General features: G+C 69.8%; 19 protein-coding genes and 1 tRNA gene. 12 read left to right on the top strand and 8 right to left on the bottom strand.

Annotated elements, in window-relative coordinates; translation table 11 throughout:
* Window positions 1-19 precede the first annotated feature (19 nt).
* From LL239_RS14735 to acs, 5 genes are all read right to left on the bottom strand, one after another.
* Window positions 20-1,195, bottom strand: a complete 1,176-nt coding sequence (locus LL239_RS14735) for a bifunctional 2-methylcitrate synthase/citrate synthase (RefSeq protein ID WP_228164202.1) — start codon at window positions 1,193-1,195, stop codon at window positions 20-22.
* A gap of 2 nt (window positions 1,196-1,197) precedes the next feature.
* Window positions 1,198-2,100, bottom strand: a complete 903-nt coding sequence (prpB, locus tag LL239_RS14730; protein WP_228164201.1) for a methylisocitrate lyase — start codon at window positions 2,098-2,100, stop codon at window positions 1,198-1,200.
* Window positions 2,101-2,224: 124 nt separating this feature from the next.
* The gene (locus tag LL239_RS14725) at window positions 2,225-3,751 is read right to left on the bottom strand and encodes an MmgE/PrpD family protein (RefSeq protein ID WP_228164200.1); all 1,527 of its coding nucleotides are present in this window, start codon (window positions 3,749-3,751) and stop codon (window positions 2,225-2,227) included.
* Window positions 3,748-4,410, bottom strand: a complete 663-nt coding sequence (locus LL239_RS14720) for a GntR family transcriptional regulator (protein ID WP_228164199.1) — start codon at window positions 4,408-4,410, stop codon at window positions 3,748-3,750. Before LL239_RS14720 ends, LL239_RS14725 begins: the two co-directional genes overlap by 4 nt.
* A 165-nt stretch (window positions 4,411-4,575) precedes the next feature.
* The gene (acs, locus tag LL239_RS14715; protein WP_228164198.1) at window positions 4,576-6,543 is read right to left on the bottom strand and encodes an acetate--CoA ligase; all 1,968 of its coding nucleotides are present in this window, start codon (window positions 6,541-6,543) and stop codon (window positions 4,576-4,578) included.
* Window positions 6,544-6,944: 401 nt separating this feature from the next.
* Between acs and LL239_RS14710 the strand changes: the two genes are divergently transcribed.
* The 10 genes from LL239_RS14710 (at window position 6,945) to LL239_RS14665 (ending at window position 16,920) form a co-directional block, all read left to right on the top strand.
* Entirely contained in the window at window positions 6,945-7,952 is a 1,008-nt protein-coding gene (locus LL239_RS14710) for a TadA family conjugal transfer-associated ATPase (RefSeq protein WP_228164197.1), read from the top strand.
* Complete coding sequence (locus LL239_RS14705; RefSeq protein ID WP_228164196.1) at window positions 7,949-8,836, top strand: pilus assembly protein TadB; 888 nt, start codon at window positions 7,949-7,951, stop codon at window positions 8,834-8,836. The genes LL239_RS14710 and LL239_RS14705 overlap by 4 nt, the downstream gene beginning before the upstream one ends.
* Window positions 8,837-8,877: 41 nt before the next feature.
* Entirely contained in the window at window positions 8,878-9,108 is a 231-nt protein-coding gene (locus LL239_RS14700; RefSeq protein ID WP_228164195.1) for a DUF4244 domain-containing protein, read from the top strand.
* Window positions 9,105-9,437, top strand: coding sequence for a TadE family protein (locus LL239_RS14695; RefSeq protein ID WP_228164194.1), 333 nt, complete (start codon window positions 9,105-9,107; stop codon window positions 9,435-9,437). The genes LL239_RS14700 and LL239_RS14695 overlap by 4 nt, the downstream gene beginning before the upstream one ends.
* Window positions 9,437-12,535: a type I DNA topoisomerase gene (topA, locus tag LL239_RS14690; RefSeq protein WP_228164193.1), complete on the top strand. Its 3,099-nt coding sequence runs from the start codon at window positions 9,437-9,439 to the stop codon at window positions 12,533-12,535. Before LL239_RS14695 ends, topA begins: the two co-directional genes overlap by 1 nt.
* A complete protein-coding gene (gene tmk, locus LL239_RS14685; protein WP_228164192.1) occupies window positions 12,532-13,206 on the top strand; it encodes a dTMP kinase in 675 nt (224 codons plus the stop codon). The genes topA and tmk overlap by 4 nt, the downstream gene beginning before the upstream one ends.
* 68 nt (window positions 13,207-13,274) lie before the next feature.
* The gene (locus LL239_RS14680; RefSeq protein ID WP_228164191.1) at window positions 13,275-14,450 is read left to right on the top strand and encodes a DNA polymerase III subunit delta'; all 1,176 of its coding nucleotides are present in this window, start codon (window positions 13,275-13,277) and stop codon (window positions 14,448-14,450) included.
* Window positions 14,447-15,991, top strand: a complete 1,545-nt coding sequence (locus LL239_RS14675; RefSeq protein WP_228164190.1) for an alpha/beta hydrolase — start codon at window positions 14,447-14,449, stop codon at window positions 15,989-15,991. Before LL239_RS14680 ends, LL239_RS14675 begins: the two co-directional genes overlap by 4 nt.
* 119 nt (window positions 15,992-16,110) lie before the next feature.
* Entirely contained in the window at window positions 16,111-16,776 is a 666-nt protein-coding gene (deoC, locus tag LL239_RS14670; protein ID WP_228164189.1) for a deoxyribose-phosphate aldolase, read from the top strand.
* Window positions 16,777-16,847: 71 nt separating this feature from the next.
* A tRNA-Thr gene (locus LL239_RS14665) sits at window positions 16,848-16,920 on the top strand.
* A gap of 58 nt (window positions 16,921-16,978) precedes the next feature.
* Here LL239_RS14665 and LL239_RS14660 read toward each other — a convergent pair.
* Genes LL239_RS14660 through LL239_RS14650 form a run of 3 tightly spaced genes read right to left on the bottom strand, consistent with a single transcriptional unit; the run spans window position 16,979 to window position 19,034 of the window.
* Window positions 16,979-18,121 carry a tyrosine-type recombinase/integrase gene (locus LL239_RS14660; protein WP_228164188.1) on the bottom strand — a complete coding sequence of 381 codons (1,143 nt, stop codon included), beginning with the start codon at window positions 18,119-18,121 and terminating at the stop codon, window positions 16,979-16,981.
* On the bottom strand, window positions 18,121-18,579 hold the full coding sequence (locus LL239_RS14655) for an ImmA/IrrE family metallo-endopeptidase (protein ID WP_228164187.1): 459 nt from the start codon (window positions 18,577-18,579) through the stop codon (window positions 18,121-18,123). The genes LL239_RS14660 and LL239_RS14655 overlap by 1 nt, the downstream gene beginning before the upstream one ends.
* On the bottom strand, window positions 18,576-19,034 hold the full coding sequence (locus tag LL239_RS14650) for a helix-turn-helix domain-containing protein (RefSeq protein WP_228164186.1): 459 nt from the start codon (window positions 19,032-19,034) through the stop codon (window positions 18,576-18,578). The genes LL239_RS14655 and LL239_RS14650 overlap by 4 nt, the downstream gene beginning before the upstream one ends.
* Before the next feature lie 77 nt (window positions 19,035-19,111).
* On the opposite strand from LL239_RS14650, the gene LL239_RS14645 reads away from it, so the two are divergent.
* Both LL239_RS14645 and LL239_RS14640 read left to right on the top strand, forming a co-directional pair.
* A complete protein-coding gene (locus tag LL239_RS14645) occupies window positions 19,112-19,342 on the top strand; it encodes a helix-turn-helix domain-containing protein (RefSeq protein ID WP_228164185.1) in 231 nt (76 codons plus the stop codon).
* Window positions 19,342-19,596 carry a hypothetical protein gene (locus LL239_RS14640; RefSeq protein ID WP_228164184.1) on the top strand — a complete coding sequence of 85 codons (255 nt, stop codon included), beginning with the start codon at window positions 19,342-19,344 and terminating at the stop codon, window positions 19,594-19,596. Before LL239_RS14645 ends, LL239_RS14640 begins: the two co-directional genes overlap by 1 nt.
* Window positions 19,597-19,657 lie beyond the last annotated feature (61 nt).

The raw sequence follows: 19,657 nt of genomic DNA, 5'->3' as shown, positions 1-19,657 counted from the left end.
CCGGGTCGGGGCGGCGGGATCACTGCGCTTCTTCGTCGCGCTCGGCGACCTCCCGCTCGGCCTCGCCGGCGACGTAGCCCTCGACGTGCCGCTCGTCGGATCCGTTGTAGGCCGACAAGGGACGGATGAGGGCGTTGGATGCCGCCTGCTCCATGATGTGCGCCGTCCACCCGGTCACGCGCGCGGCGACGAACAGCGGCGTGAAGGTGAGGGTGTCGAAGCCCATGAGGTGGTATGCCGGACCGGACGGATAGTCGAGGTTGGGGTAGATGCCCTTGCGGCCGACGAATTCCGTCTCGAGCGCGTCGTACAGAGCGGCGAGGTCGCCGGCGCCGTAGTGCTCGACGAGGGTGTCGAGAGCGGCTTTCATGGTCGGCACCCGCGAGTCGCCCTTCTTGTACACGCGGTGCCCGAAGCCCATGATCTTGCGCTTCTCGGCGAGAGCGGCATCCAACCACGGCGCGACGTTCTCGGCTGAGCCGATCTCGTCGAGGATGTGCATGACGGCCTCGTTCGCGCCGCCGTGCAGCGCACCCTTGAGGGCTCCGATCGCGCCGACGACGGCGGAGTACAGGTCGGCGGTGGTCGAGGTGATGACGCGCGCGGTGAAGGTCGACGCGTTGAAGGAGTGCTCGGCGTACAGCACCATCGACACGGCGAACGCGCGGGCGACCACCTCGTGCGGCTCCTCGCCGAAGGTCATCCAGAGGAAGTTGCGCGCATAGTCGAGGTCGGCGCGCGGCTCGACGATCTCCTCGCCCCGGCGGCGGCGCTGGTCGTAGGCCACCATCGCCGGGACCTTCGCGAACAGCAGCTTCGCCTTGGCGAGGTCGGCCGCGGCGGAGGAGTCGGCGACCTCGGCCGCCGGAGCGGAGGCTCCGAGCACCGAGACGGCGGTGCGGACGACGTCCATGGGGTGCGCGTCCAGCGGCAGCAGGTCGATCGCGGTGCGGACGGCCGGGTCGAGATCGCGGTGGGCCCGCTCGAACTCCTCGAAGGCGCGCAGCTCCTCGGCATCGGGGAGTTCGCCGTTCCACAACAGAAGGGCCACGGCCTCGAACGGCTGCGTCGCCGCGAGCTCCTGCACGGGGTAGCCCCGGTAGAGCAGGCTGTTGGTCTCGGGGTTGACCTTGCTGATGGCGGTGTAGTCCACCGTCACCCCGGCCAGGCCCTTCTTGATCTCGACGTCGGTCATGCTCACTCCTTCGTGACGGTGAAGTCGAACACGTTCGCGTCGAAGCGCGAGTAGTGCTCGTAGTCGATGAGGTCGTACAGGTCCGCCCGGTGCTGCATCTCGCCCAGCTGGTCGCGGAGGTGGCCCTCGGATGCCAGGGCGTCCAGGCCACGTCCGGCGGCCCCCATCGCCAGGCGCAGGAGAGACACGGGCCAGATGACCATGTTCACGCCGACGTCGCGCAGCTGGTCCGTGGAGAAGAGCTCCGACTTTCCGAACTCGGTCATGTTCGCGAGGATCGGGACGTTCAGCGCCGCGCGCATGGCCTCGAACTCGCCGAGGTCGCGCATCGCCTCGGGGAACACCGCGTCGGCGCCGGCGTCGACCAGGGCTTTCGCGCGGTCGACGGCGGCATCCAGGCCCTCCACGGCCCGCACGTCGGTGCGGGCGATGAGGAGGAAGTCGGGGTCGCGCCGGGCGTCGACGGCGGCGCGGATGCGCTTGATCGCGGTGTCGGCGTCCACGACGCTCTTGCCGTCCAGATGCCCGCAGCGCTTGGGGTTGACCTGGTCCTCGATGTGGGTGCCGGCGAGTCCGGCGTCCTCCAGGGTCTGGATCGTGCGGGCGACGTTCATCGGCTCGCCGAACCCGGTGTCGGCGTCGATGATCGCGGGGAGCTCGGTCATGCGCGCGATCTGCTGGCCCCGGCCCGCGACCTCGGTGAGCGTCGTCAGCCCGATGTCGGGCAGTCCCAGGTCGGCCGAGATCACGGCACCCGAGATGTAGACGCCCTCGAAGCCCTTGCGTTCGATGAGCCGGGCCGAGAGCGGGTTGAAGGCGCCCGGCATCCGCACGAGCTCCCCGGATGCCAGCTTCTCGCGCAGGGTGCGACGCTTCTGCGCCGGGGTCGCCTGGGAGTACAGCATCAGCTCTGTTCCTTTCGTGCCGCGCTCCGGAGGATCACTGCCCGTCCGCGCGCGCCGCGCCGAAGAGACCCGCCGCGGTGGCTGATCTCCGGAGCCCGGCACGGGGTCCCGCAGAGGCTCTGCATCAGAAGAGGCCCTTCGGTGCGGGAGCCAGCGCCAGGACGCCGGGTTTGGCGACGATGGTCAGCTGCAGCACCTCTTCGGCGGTGAGCTCGGGCAGGCGCTGGGCGAGGTCGAGGAAGCGCTCGATCTCCTCGGCGGCGAGGACCGGTTCGGCCAGCAGCCGGAACTTGCGCACGTAGTCCTCGCGGGCGAAGGGGCGGGCGCCGAGGGGGTGGGCGTCGGCGACGGCGATCTCGTCCTCGACGACGGAGCCGTCGGTGAGGGTGATCACGACGCGTCCGCCGAAGGCCTTCTCGTCGGGGTCCTCGGAGTGGTAGCGGCGCGTCCACTCGGCGTCCTCGGCCGTCGTGATCTTGTGCCACAGGGCGACGGTGTCCTCGCGGCCGGCACGCTCCGGGGTGTACGAGTCGACGTGGTGCCACGCGGCATCCTGCAGGGCGACGGCGAAGATGTACGGGATCGAGTGGTCGAGCGTCTCGCGCGAGGCGGTGGGGTCGTACTTCTGCGGATCGCCCGAGCCCGAGCCGATGACGTAGTGCGTGTGGTGGCTGGTGTGCAGGACGATGGATGCCACGTTCGCGGGGTCACGCAGGTCGGGGCGCTCGGTGCCGAGGCGCCGGGCGAGATCGATCCACGCCTGCGCCTGATACTCGGCCGAGTGCTCCTTCGTGTACGAGTCGAGGATGGCCCGCTTGGGCTCGCCCTCGGCGGGCAAGGGCACGTCGTAGGTGGCATCCGGTCCGCCCAGCATCCAGGCGATCACGCCGTCCTCGCCTTCGTAGATGGGGGAGGGGCTGGTCTCGCCGCGCATCGCGCGGTCGACGGCCTCGACGGCCATCTTCCCGGCGAAGGCGGGGGCGTGGGCCTTCCACGTCGAGATCTCGCCCTTGCGGGACTGCCGGGTGGCGGTGGTGGTGTGGAGAGCCTGACCGATCGCCTGGTAGATCGTCTCCTGGTCGAGGTCGAGCAGTGTGCCGATGCCGGCGGCCGCCGAGGGGCCGAGGTGGGCGACGTGATCGATCTTGTGCTTGTGCAGCGAGATCGCGCGAACGAGATCGATCTGCACCTCGTACGCGGTCGCGAGGGCGCGCACGACGGCGGCGCCATCGCGACCCGTGTGCTGCGCCACGGCGAGCACGGGCGGGATGTTGTCGCCGGGGTGCGAATAGTCGGCGGCGAGGAAGGTGTCGTGGTAGTCGAGCTCGCGGACCGCGACGCCGTTGGCCCACGCGGCCCACTCGGGGCTCGAGCGACGCTCGAGCGTGCACCCGAAGACCGTCGCGCCGACGCCGCCGATCGAGACGGCGTGGTCGAGTGCCTGCTGGCGGGCGGCGCTGACGGGCTGGCGGGTGAGCGAGGCTGCGGCGACGGCGGCGTTGTCGATGACGCGGTTGACGATCATGTCGACCACGTCGTCGTCGACCGCCACCGGGTCGACGGCGATGCGCGCGAGACCCCACGCCAGCTGTCCCTCGCGGGCGAGGTTCTCGTCACTGCGGTGGACGCGGAGGTGGTGGGTGATCGTCATGCGAGGGCCTTTCGGTCGGGCGAGGGCGCGGCGTCATCGAGGGACTCGAGGATGCTCGTCAGGGCGTTGTGCAGGTGCACGTGGGTCGCGTGGGCGGCGAGGTCGCCGTCGCCGGCAGCGATCGCGGCGGCGATCAGCCGGTGCTCCGACACCGAGGCGGCGAGCCGCTCGGGCTGGTAGCGGGCGAGCCGGCGGACGCGCACGAGGTGGGTGCGGACGGTGCGCAGCGCCGAGGTGAGGTACTCGTTCGCGGCGGCGGCGTCGAGGGCTGCGTCGAACTCGGCGATGAGGCGGTAGTAGGCGTCGCGGGCGGCTTCTCCGTCGAGGCGTGCGGCGTCGAACGCCTGGACCAGGGCGGCGAAGCGCGCCGCGCGGGGGGATGCGGCGGCGAGCCGCGCGGCGGTCTCCTCGAGCGCGCGCCGCACGACGAAGAGCGCGCGGATGTCATCTCCGTCGACGTGGGTGACGACGGTGACCCGCGGCGACGTCTGGGCGACGAGCCCGTCTGCGGTGAGGCGGGCGAGGGCCGCGCGCAGGGGAGTGCGGCTCACGCCCAGGCGGGCGGACTGCTCGACCTCACCGAGCACGGTGCCGGGCGCGAGGGCACCGGTCTGGATCTCTTCGAGGAGCGCGGAGTAGGCCCGGTCGCTGGCGCGCATCGCATCCCTCCTCGCCGTTGGTCTCCTTAGTGTATACACACGCCGTTCCGCGGACGCATTGGGGCTCTTCGTATGCGCTTTTCGTATACACGGCAGCGTTCGGGGCACGTCGAATGAGGAACGCGTCGCGGATGCCGGATCCCCGGCACCCGCGACGCGAGTGCCTCACTTCACCTGGGCGCTGATGACGCTCATGACCGCCGTGTCGGCGAGCGTCGTGGTGTCGCCGACCTCGCGGCCCTCGGCGACGTCGCGGAGCAGACGCCGCATGATCTTGCCGGACCGGGTCTTTGGCAGCTCGCCCACGATGTACACGTCGCGCGGACGGGCGATGGGGCCGATCTGCTCGCCGACCCACTTGCGCAGCACGTCACCGAGTCCGTCGACGCCGTTCTTCTTCATGTAGCGGCTCTTGATGATGACGAACGCGACGACCGCCTGGCCGGTGGTCTCGTCGGACGCCCCGACGACTGCGGCTTCGGCGACGCCCTCGTGGCCCACCAGCGCCGACTCGATCTCGGCGGTCGAGAGGCGGTGGCCGGAGACGTTCATGACGTCGTCGACCCGGCCGAGCAGCCACACGTCTCCGTCGTCGTCGAGGCGGGCGCCGTCGCCGGCGAAGTAGTAGCCCTTGTCCGAGAACTTCTCCCAGTACGTCTCGACGAAGCGGTCGGGGTCGCCCCAGATGCCGCGCAGCATCGACGGCCACGGCTCGGTGATGACGAGCAGTCCGCCGTTGCCGTGACCGACGTGCTCACCGGCGTCGTCGACGACGTCGACCGATATACCCGGCAGCGGCACCTGCGCTGCACCCGGCTTTGTCTCGGTGACGCCGGGCAGGGCCGAGATCATGATCGCGCCCGTCTCGGTCTGCCACCACGTGTCGACGATCGGTGCGTGGTCGCCGCCGATGATGTCGCGGTACCAGACCCACGCTTCGGGGTTGATGGGCTCGCCCACCGACCCGAGCAGGCGGAGCGACGACAGGTCGAAGCTCTGCGGCACATCGCGACCGATCTTCATGAACGAGCGGATGGCGGTGGGCGCGGTGTAGAAGATCGTGACGCCATGGTTCTGGATGAGCTCCCACCAGCGGCCGGGGTGGGGGGTGTCGGGCGTGCCCTCGAAGAGCAGCTGCGTCGCGCCGTTGGCGAGAGGGCCGTAGGCGACGTAGGTGTGGCCGGTGATCCAGCCGATGTCGGCGGTGCACCAGTACACGTCGGTCTCGGGGTGCACGTCGTGAACGACGCGGTTGGTGAAGGCGGCCTGGGTCAGGTACCCGCCCGAGGTGTGCAGGATGCCCTTCGGCTTCCCGGTGGTGCCCGAGGTGTAGAGGATGAACAGCGGGTTCTCCGCCGGGAAGGCTTCCGCCTCGTGGTCGCTCGAGGCCTGCGGCACGACGTCGTGCCACCAGATGTCCCGGTCGTCGGTCCACTCGATGTCGTTCTCGCCGCGCTTGACGACGAGCACGTGTTCGACGGTCTCCTGGATGCCGGACCCGTTGCGGTCGGAGAGCGCTTGATCGACCGCCGGCTTGAGGGGAGAGACCTTGCCCTTGCGCCAGCCACCGTCGGCGGTGATGACGAGCTTGGCGCCGGCGTCGTCGATCCGGGCGCGGAGGCTGTCGGCCGAGAAGCCGCCGAAGACGACGGAGTGGATGGCGCCGATGCGGGCGACGGCGAGCATGGAGGCGATGGCCTCGGGGATCATCGGCAGGTAGATCGCGACCCGGTCGCCGCGCTCGATCCCGAGGCCGATCAGCACGTTGGAGAGGCGCTTGACCTCGTCGGTGAGCTCGGCGTACGTCACGTTGCGGCGATCGCCGGGCTCACCCTCCCAGCGCAGGGCGATGCGGTCGCCGTTGCCGGCCTCGACGTGACGGTCGAGGCAGTTGTAGGCGACATTGAGCTCGCCGTCGGCGAACCATTCGGCGAACGGCGGGTTCGACCAATCGAGCACCGTCGTGAAGGGTGTGTGCCAGTGCAGTTCACGCGCCTGGTCGGCCCAGAAGCCCTCGCGGTCGGCGGCTGCGCGCTCGTACAGGCTCGCGTCGGCGACGGCGTTCGCGGTGAACTCCGCCGACGGGGCGAAACGGCGGGTCTCGGTGAGGAGATGATCGATCTGGCTGCTCATCTGGCGCTCCTTCGCGGTCGAGGCACGGCGCGTCCTCGCGCCACGGTCACGTTATCCCTCACCCGCAAGGGGCGGTTACCTCCGATAGTTGGCATCGGCGCCCCGCGACCCACCTGATATATCGCTCGCTTATCCCGTGACGAGAGTTGGCGGTGGCCGCGTGCATGCGTACGCTGGGCTTTGCCCGAACTTCGTTTCCGGCAGCGCGTCGGGGGGAGCCCCCCAATTTTTCCCCGGCGCGTGGCGGCATCCCTCGCCCCCCATTGACGGGATGCCGCCCCCTCTTTCTTCGAGCGGCGGCTGCGGCGCCGGTTCTCCCCAGGTCGCGGATCAGCAGAATCCTCCACCGATCGGTCTTCGAGCCCCGCGATGATGCGGGCCGTCTTCGTACCGTCGTGGACGTGACATCCCCCCGTCTGCTTCTCGTTCCCGGCACGGCCTCTTCAGCGCGTCCGTCGTCCTCCGATACGTCTGCCGCATGGGCTGACCCCGCCCTCGCGTTCCTCCGCCCCTTCCTCGACGATCCCGCCGTGAGCGATGTCTTCGTCAACGGAGAGGACGGCCTCTTCGTCGACCGAGGCGACGGTGCCGAGCGGGTGCCCTCGTGGCGCGCGAGCGAGGGGGAGGTACGTCGCCTGGCGGTACGGTTGATCGCTCTCGGTGGACGCCACCTCGATGATGCGTCCCCGTGTGTCGACGTGCGACTCGAGCGGGGCACGCGGGTGCACGCGGTCCTCGCCCCCGTCGCCACCCGCGGAACAGCCATCTCGATCCGCGTGCCGCGGTGGGACGCGCCCGACCTCGACGGGCTACACCGAGCGGGGATGTTTCCGGGGGTGGTTCGACACCGGCTCGACACGCTCGTCGGTCAACGCGCCAACCTCCTCATCACCGGTGCGACGGGTGCGGGGAAGACGACACTGCTGTCCGCCCTGCTGTCCGCGGTCCCCGATGCCGAGCGGATCGTGACCATCGAGGAGGTGGCCGAGTTGCACCCGCGTCACCCGCACCACGTCGCCCTCGAGGCTCGTCAGGCCAACCTCGAGGGCGCCGGCGGGATCGAGTTGGCGCGTCTCGTGCGCGAGGCCTTGCGGATGCGACCCGACCGCCTGGTCGTGGGAGAGTGCCGTGGCGCAGAGATCCGCGAGTTGCTCCTCGCGCTGAACACGGGCCACGACGGCGGCGCGGGAACGCTGCATGCCCGCGGGCTCAGCGAGGTGACGGCCCGGCTGGAAGCGCTCGGAGCGTTGGCGGGCATGGATGCCACCGCGCTGGCGCGCCAGGCGGTCAGCGCCGTGCACGCCATCGTGCATGTCGAACGGAGGGGTGGTCGGCGGCGGGTCGTCGGCATCGGTCGGCCGGTGCTGCGTGGCGATCGGCTCGCGATCGACGAGGAGCTCCTCGGATGAGGACGCGATCCCCGGACGCTTCCGACATACCGACGATCGAAGCCGTGATGCGCCTCGCCGTCCTCCTCGCGGCGGGTGTGACCCCGTCGGCGGCGTGGCGACACCTCGCACGGGGCCGGGATCCGCTGCTCGTGAATACGGCGCTCGCCGCACAGAACGGCGGCGACGTCGCGGCCGTGCTTCGCGGTGGGGGCGGTTCATGGCCCGACATCGCCGCCGTGTGGTCGGTCGCTGTTGCCGTCGGTGCTCCGCTCGCCGACACCCTCCGGTCCGCCGTCGGCGCTCTGCGTGATGCCGCGGAGGTCCGCGCCGACGTGTCGGTGGCACTGGCCGAACCCCTTGCCACCGCTCGGCTTCTGAGCTGGCTCCCGCTGCTCGGTCTCCCGTTCGGCATCCTCGTCGGACTCGATCCGGTCTCGATCCTCAGCGAACCGTTGGGCGGTTGTGCACTGATCGCGGGGTTGCTGCTTGTGGGAGCGTCGCGTCTCTGGACGCGCCGTTTGGCGCGTGGGGCGCAGCCCGGAGACGGAATTCCCGGATGGGATGCCGAGCTCCTCGCGGTCGCTCTGTCATCGGGGGCGTCGATCGAGCGGGCACGCGCGCTCGTGGCGACCGAGGGCTGTGGCGTCACCGTGCAGCCGTCGCCCGGCGTCGCCGACGCTCTGGACCTCTCCGTGCGGACGGGAGCGCCCGCGGCCGAACTTCTCCGCGGTGAGGCGTGGCTCGCTCGTCAGCGCGCCCGCACCCGTGGCCGCGAGAGCGCGGCGCGATTGGCGACGCGGCTGCTCGTTCCGCTCGGCGTGTGCACTCTGCCCGCTTTCCTCCTTCTCGCGGTCGTGCCGGCCGTGCTGGGAGTGATGCGGTCCACGATCGTCCCCCTATGACCCCTCCTTCCGCCGTATCCATCACAGAGAAAGAGAGACCGATGTCCCACCCCATCACAAGCTGTGCGCCCGCGTCGCCGAGCTTCCCGACGCTCACGCGTCGACGCGCCTCTGCCCTGTTCCTCGACGACCGCGGGGCGGCCACCGCCGAGTATGCGATCGCCACCATGGCTGCTGTCGCTTTCGCCGGCCTCCTCGTCGTCATCATGCGCTCCGACGAGGTGCGCGGCATCCTCACCGACCTGGTCCGTCGCGCCTTGACGGTGCAGTGAGACGCCGGCTCCTCGACGATCGGGGATCGGTCACGGCCGAGTTCGCCATCGCGCTGCCCGCGATCGTGCTGGTGCTGATGTTGAGCCTCGGCGCGCTTGCCGCGGGGATGACGGCGGTGCGACTGCAGCATGCCGCGGCCGAGTCGGCGCGGCTGTTCGGCCGAGGCGACGATGATCGCGCCCGAGCCGTCGTCGCCGGTATCGGTGCGACGGCTTCGGTGGGGAGGGACGACACCCTGGTGTGCGTCGACCTCTCGGCCCCGATCCCCGGACCGGTGCCACTCGGACCCCTCACCGCGCGCTCGTGCGCGCTGGACGGGGGAGGGTGATGGCGGGCAGCGTGTCGACGGTCGGGGTCATGGCTGCGGTCATGATCGCGGCGCTCGGCTTCGCCGCGGTGGCGGGGGCCATGACCGAGACTCAGCGCGTCGGCGGTATCGCGGATGCCGCCGCGCTCGCCGCCGCCGACACCGTCAGCGGCGCGATCCCCGGGGTGCCGTGCGAAGCGGCCGCGGCGGTCGCGGAGGCCGGCGGCGTGGACCTGGACGAATGCGATGTCGACGGCCTCGTCGCCACGGTCACGGTCCGCAGCGCGTACGGTGGGATTCCGTTCGCTGCACGCTCGCGGGCAGGACCCCCCGATGTCTCGACCGCAGACGACCTCCCGGATCCCGACCAGGAAGGCGTGTGTATGGTGTGCAACGAAGAAAGGACCCCAGTGGCAAACGGCAAGAAGCTCGTCATCGTCGAGTCCCCGACGAAGATGAAGTCGATTCAGGGATACCTCGGCGACGGATACGAGGTGCTCAGCTCCGTCGGGCACATCCGCGACCTCGCCTCCAAGAAGGAGATCCCCGCCGACAAGAAGGCGGCGTACGGAAAGTACTCCATCGACGTCGAGAACGACTTCGACCCGTACTACGTCGTCAACGACCGCAAGACCAAGACGGTCGCCGAGCTCAAGCGCGCCCTGAAGTCCGCCGACGAAGTCCTGCTCGCGACCGATGGTGACCGCGAAGGTGAAGCCATCGCGTGGCACCTGCGCGAGGTGCTCAAGCCCAAGGTCCCCGTGCGCCGCATGGTCTTCCACGAGATCACCAAGGACGCGATCCAGGACGCGGTCAACCACACGCGCGACCTCGATGAGTCGCTCGTCGACGCGCAGGAGACCCGTCGCGTCCTTGATCGTCTCTACGGCTGGGACGTCTCGCCGGTGCTCTGGCGCAAGGTCGGTTCCGGCCGCGAGGGCACCGCTCTGAGCGCCGGTCGCGTGCAGTCCGCCGCCACCCGCATGGTCGTCGAGCGCGAACGCGAGCGCATGGCGTTCGTCTCGGCCACGTACTGGGACGTCGAGGCCTTGGCATCCAAGTCCGGCTCCTCCTTCACGACACGCCTCAACCGTCTGGACGGCGCCCCGCTCGCTCGCGGGGGCGACTACGACGACAACGGAAAGCTCAAGAAGGCCGTCGTCGTGCTCGACGAGGCGCAGGCCCGGGCACTCGCCGCCGACATCGTCGCCGCGGCCAAGGCCACGGTCGCGAAGGTCGAGGCCAAGCCCGGCACTCGCAGCCCCCGCGCCCCTTTCACCACCTCGACGATGCAGCAGGAGGCGGGGCGCAAGCTCTCGATGAGCGCCAAGCACGCCATGGGCGTCGCTCAGCGTCTGTACGAGAAGGGGTACATCACCTATATGCGCACCGACTCCACCGCACTGTCGACGCAGGCCGTCAAGGCCGCGCGTGCACAGGCGGTGGCGCTCTACGGCGACAAGGCGGTGCCGGCCAACCCCCGCGTCTACAAGAGCAAGTCGAAGAACGCGCAGGAGGCGCACGAAGCCATCCGCCCCTCCGGCGAGGACTTCCGCACCCCCGCGGCAGTCGCCTCCGCGCTCGACCGCGACGAGCAGAAGCTGTACGACCTCATCTGGAAGCGCACGATCGCCAGTCAGATGTCGGATGCCAAGTACGAGACCACCACGGTCACCCTCGCCGTCCAGGCCGGGGAGAAGAACGCCGAGTTCACCGCTTCGGGCACCGTCTACACCTTCAAGGGCTTCCTCGAGGCGTACGAGGAGGGCAACGACGAGAAGCGCAACGACGACGACGCCGACCAGTCCCTCCCCGTCGTCGCCGTCGGCGACGAGCTGGCGATCAGCGACGTCGAGCCCAAGGGCCACAGCACCTCGCCGAAGCCGCGATACACCGAGGCCAGCCTCGTCAAGGCGCTCGAAGAGAAGGGCATCGGCCGTCCGTCCACCTTCGCCAGCATCATCGGCGTGATCCTCGACCGCGGCTACGTCACCAAGCGCGGCCAGGCCCTCGTGCCCAGCTGGCTCGCCTTCAGCGTGGTGCGGTTGCTCGAGCAGCACTTCGCCGACCTCGTCGACTACGACTTCACCGCGGCGCTCGAAGACGACCTGGATGCCATCGCCCGCGGCGAGCAGCGACGCACCGAGTGGCTCAGGGCCTTCTACTTCGGCTCCGAGAAGCAAGTGGGTCTGCGCCACATCGTCGAGAACCTCGGCGAGATCGACGCGCGCGAGCTCAACTCCACCCGCATCACCGACACCGCGACCCTCCGCTTCGGCAAATACGGCCCTTACCTCGAGGTCGTCGAGCCCGGTGCCCCCGAGGACGCCAAGCCGCGCATCGTCAACATCCCCGAAGACCTCGCACCCGACGAGCTCACCCCCGAGAAGGCCCAGGAACTCATCGACGCCCCCGTCGCCGGTGACCGCGTGCTCGGAGAGAACCCCGAGAACGGCAAGCTCGTCGTCGTCAAGGACGGCCGGTTCGGCCCCTACGTGCAGGAGGTCGAGGCCGAAGAGCCCGAAGAAGTCGACCAGGCCACCGGCGAGGTCGTCGAGGCGCCGAAGAAGCGCGGAGCGAAAAAAGAGGCGGCGCCCAAGCCTCGCACCGCGTCGCTCTTCCGCTCGATGTCCGTGGACACCATCGACCTCGACACCGCGCTCCAGCTGCTCTCGCTTCCGCGCGTGGTCGGCGCCGACCCGACGTCGGGGGAAGAGATCACCGCACAGAACGGCCGGTTCGGCCCCTACCTGAAGAAGGGCACCGACTCGCGATCGCTCGACTCGGAGCAGCAGATCTTCGACATCACGCTCGAAGAGGCCCTCGCCAAGTACGCCGAGCCCAAGTACGGCGCCCGTCGCGCATCGAGCGCCCTGAAGGAGTTCGACGCCGACCCCGTCAGCGGCAAGCCCATCAAACTGAAGGACGGCCGCTTCGGCCCGTACGTCACCGACGGCGAGACCAACGCCACCGTGCCACGCGGAGAGAACGCCATGGAGATCACCTTCGAGCGGGCCGTCGAACTCATCGCCGACAAGCGCGCCAAGGGCCCCGCACCCAAGCGCACCGCCGCGAAGAAGACGACCACCGCCCGCAAGGCCCCGGCGAAGAAGTCGTGACGACCGAACCGTCCCGGCCGCCGCACGCCCCGCGTGCGACGACCGCCGGGGGGCCGGGCCTGTTCCTCACCTTCGAGGGGGGCGACGGTGCCGGCAAGACCACGCAGGCCGCACTCCTCGAGCAGTGGCTGCGGCACGCGGGGCACGAGGTGGTTCGCACCCGCGAACCCGGGGGCACCGACGTCGGTGTCCGCATCCGCGACATCGTCCTGCACCATCGCGGACACATCGCGCCGCGCGCCGAAGCCCTGCTGTACGCCGCCGACCGCGCCCACCACGTCGAAACGGTCGTGCAGCCGGCGATCGCCCGCGGTGACGTCGTCATCCAGGACCGCTACCTCGACTCGTCCGTCGCCTACCAGGGCGCGGGACGTGTGCTCGACGCGGACGACGTGCGCGAGCTCTCGCTGTGGGCCACGGGCGGACTGCTGCCCGACCTCACCGTCCTCCTCGACCTCGACCCCGCCGCCGCGCGGGCGCGTCTCGACGCCGCCGACAAGCCGTTCGATCGGCTCGAGGCGGAGAAGAACGAGTTCCACGAGCGCGTCCGCGCCGCCTTCCTCGCTCTCGCCGCCGCCGAGCCCGACCGCTTCCTCGTCCTGGACGCCACCGAGCCCGCGTCCGCTCTCGCCGAACGCGTGCGTGAGGCTGTGGCATCCCGTCTTCTCTGACCGATTCACCACCGACCCCCAGCCGGTCGACAGCGGCGGTGTCGGTGGCCCCGATTAGGGTGGAACGCATGCCGGCCGCAGTGGACTCGCCCTCACGACCCGCCGCCGCGCCCTTCCCCTGGGACGCCGTCTGGGGGCAGACCGATGCCGTCGAGACGCTCCGCGCCGCCGCCGCCGACCCCGCGGCGCTCGCTCACGCCTGGCTCATCACCGGTCCGCCCGGCTCGGGTCGCTCGACCCTCGCGTACGCCTTCGCTGCGGCGCTGATCGCCGACCCCGACGACGAGGCGGCGCAGCGCCAAGTACTGGCGCGCACCCACCCCGACCTCACGGCGCTGCGCACAGAGCAGGTCGTCATCCGCATCGACGAGGCCCGCCGCCTCGTCGAGCGCGCCTCGTTCGCGCCGTCCCTCGGGCGGCACCGCGTCATCGTCGTCGAAGACGCCGACCGCATGGCCGAACGCACGTCGAACGTCCTGCTGAAGGCCCTCGAAGAGCCACCGGAGCAGACGGTGTGGGTGCTGTGCGCCCCCAGCGACGCCGATCTGCTGCCCACCATCCGCTCCCGCGTCCGCGTCCTGCGTCTGCGCGAACCGTCGGTCACCGACGTCGCGTCCCTGATCGTCGAGCGCACGGGTGTCCCCGCCGATGTCGCCGAAGAGTCGGCGCGCCACGCGCAACGTCACATCGGCATGGCCCAGCGGCTCGCGACCGATGACGACGCCCGCGCCCGTCGCGCGGAGACGCTCTCCGCCGTCCTCGCCGTGCGCGGCATCAGCGACGCCGTCGACGTGGCCGGCCACATCGTGCGTCTGGCCACCGACGACGCGAAAGCGCTCACCGCCAGCCGTGACGAAGAGGAGCGCCGCACCCTTCTGCGCACCCTCGGCGTCGCCGAGGGTGCCGCTGTCCCGCCGAGCGTGCGCGGACAGCTGAACGCCCTCGAAGACGACCAGAAACGTCGGGCCACCCGAAGCCTCCGTGACGGCATCGACCGCGTGCTCACCGACCTGCAGTCGCTCTTCCGCGACGTCGTCATGCTCCAGTACGGACGCGACGGCGACCTCGTCAACGCCGAAAGGATCGACGACCTGCGCTCCCTCGCCACCGAGTGGACCCCCGCCCGCACCCTGGGCGTCCTCGACCGCATCACCGACACCCGTCGCAACCTCGAGCAGAACGCCGCTCCGCTGCTCGCGCTGGAGAGTCTGCTCATCACCGTCGCGAACGGATCAGCGCCGTGAGCCTGTGTCGTCGGCTCGTCACCGCCGTGGCGGGCGTCGCGGCCCTCACCGTGGCCCTTTCCGGGTGTCTCTATGCACAGATCCCCCCGCTGGCTCCCGACGACGGCGCCTCGCTGGCCCCGCAGACCGACGGCATCCCTGCCGAGCTGCTGCCGTACTACGGGCAGACCCTGGACTGGGAGGAGTGCGGCACCGGGCTCGACTGCACGACGGTCACCGTACCCCGCGACTACAGCGACCCGGCCTCGGGAGAACTCGAACTCGCCGTCGCGCGGCACCGCGCGACCTCCGGCAATCCGATCGGGTCGCTTCTGACCAACCCCGGCGGTCCCGGCGCGGCGGGAGTGTCGTTGATGAAGCAGGCGCTGTCGATCCTCGTCGACGACACACTCACCGAGGCGTACGACGTCATCGGGTTCGACCCGCGCGGGGTCGGCGAGTCCACCGCGGTCACCTGCTACGACCCGCCCGGCCTCGACGCCTACCTCTACGACATCCCGCCGGGTGCGCGGGGCAGTGACGAACGGCAGGCCGCCCTCGACCAACGTGCCGCCGACTTCGCTGCGGCCTGCGAGCAGCACAGCGACGGCATCCTGCCCTACATCACCACCGAGAACTCCGCCCGCGACATGGACGTGCTCCGCGCGGTGCTCGGCGACTCGAAACTCACCTACCTCGGCTTCTCGTACGGCACGTTCCTCGGCGCCACCTATGCCGGGCTGTTCCCCGAACGCGTGGGCCGCATGGTGCTCGACGGCGGTATCGATCCGAGCGTCTCGGGCACCGACACGTCGCTTCGCCAGGCGGTCGGATTCGAACAGTCTCTCCGCGCGTTTATGTCCGACTGCCTGGGCACCGACGAGTGCCCGTTCGCCGGCGAGGTCGACGACGCCCTGTCCGACCTCTCCGCACTCCTCGCCCGCGTCGACGCGCGCCCCATCACCGCGGCGGACGGGCGTCGACTCGGCGGCGACTCGCTGATGACGGCCATTACCGCGGCGCTGTACAGCGAGGAGAGCTGGCCGTACCTGCGGTCGGCACTCTCCGAGGTGAACGACGGCCGGGCCGACGTGGCCTTCCAACTCGCCGACTTCTACAACGGCCGTGTGGGAGACCACTACGACGGCAACACCATGGAGGCGTTCGTCGCCTACAACTGCATGGACTACCCCGACGAGGGGACGGATGCCGATCTCGCGGCGCTCCAGCAGAGGCTCGACGCCGAGGCGCCGATCGTCGCGCCGTACTGGGCCGGGGGAGGAGACCCGTGCGCGTCGTGGCCCGTGCCGCCCACGGGCGAGCGCGAGCCGATCACCGCACCCGGATCCCCGCCCATCGTGGTGATCGGGACCACCGGCGACCCCGCCACTCCCTACGAGGGCGCGCAGAGCCTCGCTTCGCAGCTCGCGCAGGGCGTCCTGGTCACGAACGTCGGCGAAGGGCACCTCGGGTACAACAAGGGCAACGCGTGCGTCACCGATGCCGTCGACGCGTACCTCGTCGACGGGACCGTACCCGAGGACGGGCTGCGCTGCGGCTGAACGACCGCGACCGCGGCGCCCCCCCGCTCGTCCCCGGAGGTGCCGGCGACCGTCGGGCCCCAACACGGCACCGCCGCCGGAACGTAGGCTTGTCCTCGTCCCCGCCCGAAGGAGCATCCATGACCACGCCCGAGCTGGCCACGTACATCGACCACACGCTGCTGAAGCCCGAGGCCACGCGCGCCGACGTCGAGCGCACCATCGCCGAGGCCGCCGAGCTCGGCACGTACAGCGTGTGCCTGTCGCCCTCGTTCCTGCCCGTCCAGGTGCCCGCGGGGCTCAAGGTCGCCGTCGTGTGCGGTTTCCCCAGCGGCAAGCACCACGCCGAGGTCAAGGCCGCCGAAGCCGCGCTGTCGGTCGCCCAGGGTGCCGACGAGATCGACATGGTCATCGACATCGGTGCCGCCGTCGAAGGTCGCTACGAGGTCGTCGAGGCCGAGATCCGCGCGGTGCGCACCGCCGTCCCCGCACCCACCGTGCTCAAGGTCATCATCGAGTCCGCGGTGCTCTCCGACGACGCGATCGTCGCCGTCTGCGAGGCCGCCGTGGCCGCCGGTGCCGACTTCGTGAAGACGTCCACCGGGTTCCACCCCGCCGGCGGAGCCAGCGTCCACGCCGTCGAGTTGATGAAGCGCACCGTCGGCGACCGTGCCGAGGTCAAGGCATCCGGAGGCATCCGCACCCGCGCGGCGGCGGAAGAGATGATCGCCGCCGGTGCGACGCGACTCGGTCTGTCGTCGAGCCGCGACATCCTCGCCGACCGCTCCGCGACAGGCGACTACTGAGCCCCGGCTCCGATTCGTCCGTCGGCCCGGTGAGCATGTAAGATCGATGATCGTGCACGCGTCAGCGGTGCGCCGCCTTAGCTCAGACGGCAGAGCGATTCACTCGTAATGAATAGGTCAAGGGTTCGATTCCCTTAGGCGGCTCCGAACGAAACGGCCTCCGATCCCCTGAAACAGGCGGATCGGGGGCCTTCTTCGTTTCTCAAGCGAGCACACCTGCCCACATCTTGCCCACAGCAGCGGCGCGTGTCGCGGCGTCCATACGGTCGGCGACGGCGTCCAGGTCGTCGGGAAACAGATCGGCGTAGGTGTCGAGCGTCTCGGCGGCCGAGGCGTGCCCGAGCATGTGCTGGACGGCCTTCACATTCGCGCCGGCGCTGACGGCGATGCTCGCAGCGGTGTGGCGCAGATCGTGGGAGGTAATCCGGGGGAAGGTCGGGTCCATCCTCCGCACACGGGAGACGGCGCCGTCGAACCATCCGTCGCGGGTCTTCGAGGGTCGGAGGTGCACGAGTCCGTCTCCGATGAGGAGGTCGTCGGGGCCTTTGCCGGCGGCGAGTTCGGAGAGGGTCGAGTCGAGGAACCGTGGGTAGGGGACGTACCTGAACTCGTGGGACTTCGGGGTGCCGACGTGGATGACGTTGCCGACGAGAACCGCGTTCTCCTCGACGTGGACGCGTCGGCGGACTGTGTTGATGTGTCGCACCCGGAGGGCGGTCGCCTCGGACCAGCGCAGCCCGCAGTAGACCATGATCAGAATGAGCCCGGGGTAGCGCGCCTCGGCGGCGAGGGCGTGTACCTGGTCGATCGTGAGGTATGAGCGGCCGGGCTTCCGCTTGGCCTTTCGTGGCATGTTTTTCAGACCGCGAGCTGGGTTCCGCTTCATCCGGCCGTCGGCGATCGCCATGTCGAGGATGCCGGCGAGCACGCCGAGCGCGCGCAGGGCGACCGTAGCTGACTTGCCGGGCTGGTTGCTGACGGGCTGTCCCATGCCGGTGACCCACTCCTGCACCTCGGAAGGGACGATGCTGCGGATCTCTCGGTTCCCCCAGCGGGGCTCGACGTGCACCCGCCAAGAGATCTCGAGCGGCTCGTACGACGACGGCTTCATCGCGGGCGGCCGCTTCCCGGCGAGCCACCGGTCAGCGAGCTGGCCGATGGTGACACGGGAGAGGGCGGGGTCTATGTAGTCGCCGACCGCCTTAGAGACCGTGAGCGAAGCCTCGTAGAGGTCGGCCTCACGCTTCGTCTTGAACCCACGCTTGTCAGTCCGCTGGCCGTTGGGCTTCTGGTAACGGACACGCCACCGGACTCCGGCGGCGGTGTCGTACTTCTTGACGGACATCAGGCGACAATCTCGCGGTGCGTCCACATGCCGGCGCCCATCTTCGGCTGCACGTAGACGACGTCGCCGAGGCGCAGGAGGACGGCTTGGAACGCCTCGAGGGTGGAGCGCATGACGTCGAGTTCGCCGGCCATCGCGCCGAGGTGGCCGGCGTGGAGCTCTTCGACGTGCCGGTAGTCGTCGAGCGCGATCAGGCGGAGCGCGCCCCACTCTTCGGCTGCGCGTTCCTGTTTCGCGCGTGCTGGGCCGAAGGGCGTCGGCCGGTGTCCGAGGGCGTGGTGGCCGAGTTCGTGTGCGAGCACGCAGCGGTGCAGCCGGGCGTGCATCCCGGGGCGGAGGCGAATGAGTCGGCGGTCGATATGCGACTCTCCGTCGCGGCCATCGCGCAGGCGGGCGTACTCAATTCGGACACCTGCCTGTCGGGCGAGGTCGGTGAGATAGTCGTCGGTCGGGGTCATTGCTCGTCGGTGGGCTCCGGGTCGGTATCGCGCGCTACGGCGTCCAGGTCATCCTCGGTGGGGGCTCCGACATCGGATCCGAAGCGACCGCGGATGATGTTGCCGTCGATGGTCGTGGGGTCGGCGTCCTCGGTTCGGTAGACGACCTTCTCGCCTCGGCGTGAGAGGACTTCGTAGCGGGGGACGAGTCGCCCTTCGTAGTCGCTCGCCTCGGGGAGCTGGACGCGGGCTAGCAGCTCCTCAGGCTCGAGGTCGAACATGCGCGCGAGCATCTCGAAGTCGCGGAGTGTGAACGCTGCGGCACCCGTGACGCGTTTCGCGGTGTAGCCCTTCGACATACCGATGGCGCGTGCGACGTGGTCGTAGGACCACCCGAGGTCAACGATGCGTCGTTGCACGTAGCGAGCGACGTCCTGTGCAAGGCCGACGACGTCTGGTTCTTTCCCTGATGCCATAAGAGGAGCGTACTCATCTAGATACAAAAATCCCGTTTGGAGTTGCAGAAGTATCCAACGAGAGTTACCGTGCTCATATGGAAACGGTGACCGAACAGGCGTGGTGGCAGAAGGTAGCCACTGGCGTGCGGGCGCAGCTCGCCATTCAGAGAAGAACCTCCGTCGATCTCGCTGCGGTTCTGGGCAGAGGCAGCAACTATGTGTCCCTCTGCATCAACGGCAAGAAGCCGTTCAAGCTGGACGAGATCGAGAAGGCGGCCGACTGGTTCGGCGTCTCGGTCGAGTCGCTCGCAAAGGAGCAGGGCTGATGGCCCGCCTCGCTGCGCTCAGAGCGCCCGAGGCTGAGCCGGACACCGTCTGGCTCTCGCCCGCTGACGTTTGCAAGCTGCTGCCGACCGTGACGGAGGACATCCTCGCCGCGCGTCGCAGCCGCAGGCAGGATCCCCCCTTCTACAAGCCCACCGGTGGATCCGGCAACGTCGTGCTCTACGACCGCGCCGAGGTCATAGCGTGGGTGCGGAACAGCCGCGTTGAGACCCGCTCCGCGGCGGTGGCATCATGACCACCCTCACTTCCTCCTGTGGATCGCGCCCCGCAGGTACTGACTCGTCCCGCCCGTTCGC

The organism is Microbacterium testaceum (assembly GCF_020781835.1).
Taxonomy (GTDB): Bacteria; Actinomycetota; Actinomycetes; order Actinomycetales; family Microbacteriaceae; genus Microbacterium; species Microbacterium testaceum_H.
The sequence above is the reverse complement of the archived record's forward strand: the minus strand, read 5'-3'. Positions and strand labels throughout refer to the sequence as shown.

What these genes read in the sequence shown, in the direction of transcription:
- LL239_RS14735 (WP_228164202.1), bottom strand. Translation starts at nt 1,195, where the DNA reads ATGACCGACGTCGAGATCAAGAAGGGCCTGGCCGGGGTGACGGTGGAC.
- prpB (WP_228164201.1), bottom strand. Translation starts at nt 2,100, where the DNA reads ATGCTGTACTCCCAGGCGACCCCGGCGCAGAAGCGTCGCACCCTGCGC.
- LL239_RS14725 (WP_228164200.1), bottom strand. Translation starts at nt 3,751, where the DNA reads ATGACGATCACCCACCACCTCCGCGTCCACCGCAGTGACGAGAACCTC.
- LL239_RS14720 (WP_228164199.1), bottom strand. Translation starts at nt 4,410, where the DNA reads ATGCGCGCCAGCGACCGGGCCTACTCCGCGCTCCTCGAAGAGATCCAG.
- acs (WP_228164198.1), bottom strand. Translation starts at nt 6,543, where the DNA reads ATGAGCAGCCAGATCGATCATCTCCTCACCGAGACCCGCCGTTTCGCC.
- LL239_RS14705 (WP_228164196.1), top strand. Translation starts at nt 7,949, where the DNA reads ATGAGGACGCGATCCCCGGACGCTTCCGACATACCGACGATCGAAGCC.
- LL239_RS14700 (WP_228164195.1), top strand. Translation starts at nt 8,878, where the DNA reads ATGTCCCACCCCATCACAAGCTGTGCGCCCGCGTCGCCGAGCTTCCCG.
- topA (WP_228164193.1), top strand. Translation starts at nt 9,437, where the DNA reads ATGGCGGGCAGCGTGTCGACGGTCGGGGTCATGGCTGCGGTCATGATC.
- LL239_RS14680 (WP_228164191.1), top strand. Translation starts at nt 13,275, where the DNA reads ATGCCGGCCGCAGTGGACTCGCCCTCACGACCCGCCGCCGCGCCCTTC.
- deoC (WP_228164189.1), top strand. Translation starts at nt 16,111, where the DNA reads ATGACCACGCCCGAGCTGGCCACGTACATCGACCACACGCTGCTGAAG.
- LL239_RS14660 (WP_228164188.1), bottom strand. Translation starts at nt 18,121, where the DNA reads ATGTCCGTCAAGAAGTACGACACCGCCGCCGGAGTCCGGTGGCGTGTC.
- LL239_RS14655 (WP_228164187.1), bottom strand. Translation starts at nt 18,579, where the DNA reads ATGACCCCGACCGACGACTATCTCACCGACCTCGCCCGACAGGCAGGT.
- LL239_RS14650 (WP_228164186.1), bottom strand. Translation starts at nt 19,034, where the DNA reads ATGGCATCAGGGAAAGAACCAGACGTCGTCGGCCTTGCACAGGACGTC.
- LL239_RS14645 (WP_228164185.1), top strand. Translation starts at nt 19,112, where the DNA reads ATGGAAACGGTGACCGAACAGGCGTGGTGGCAGAAGGTAGCCACTGGC.
- LL239_RS14640 (WP_228164184.1), top strand. Translation starts at nt 19,342, where the DNA reads ATGGCCCGCCTCGCTGCGCTCAGAGCGCCCGAGGCTGAGCCGGACACC.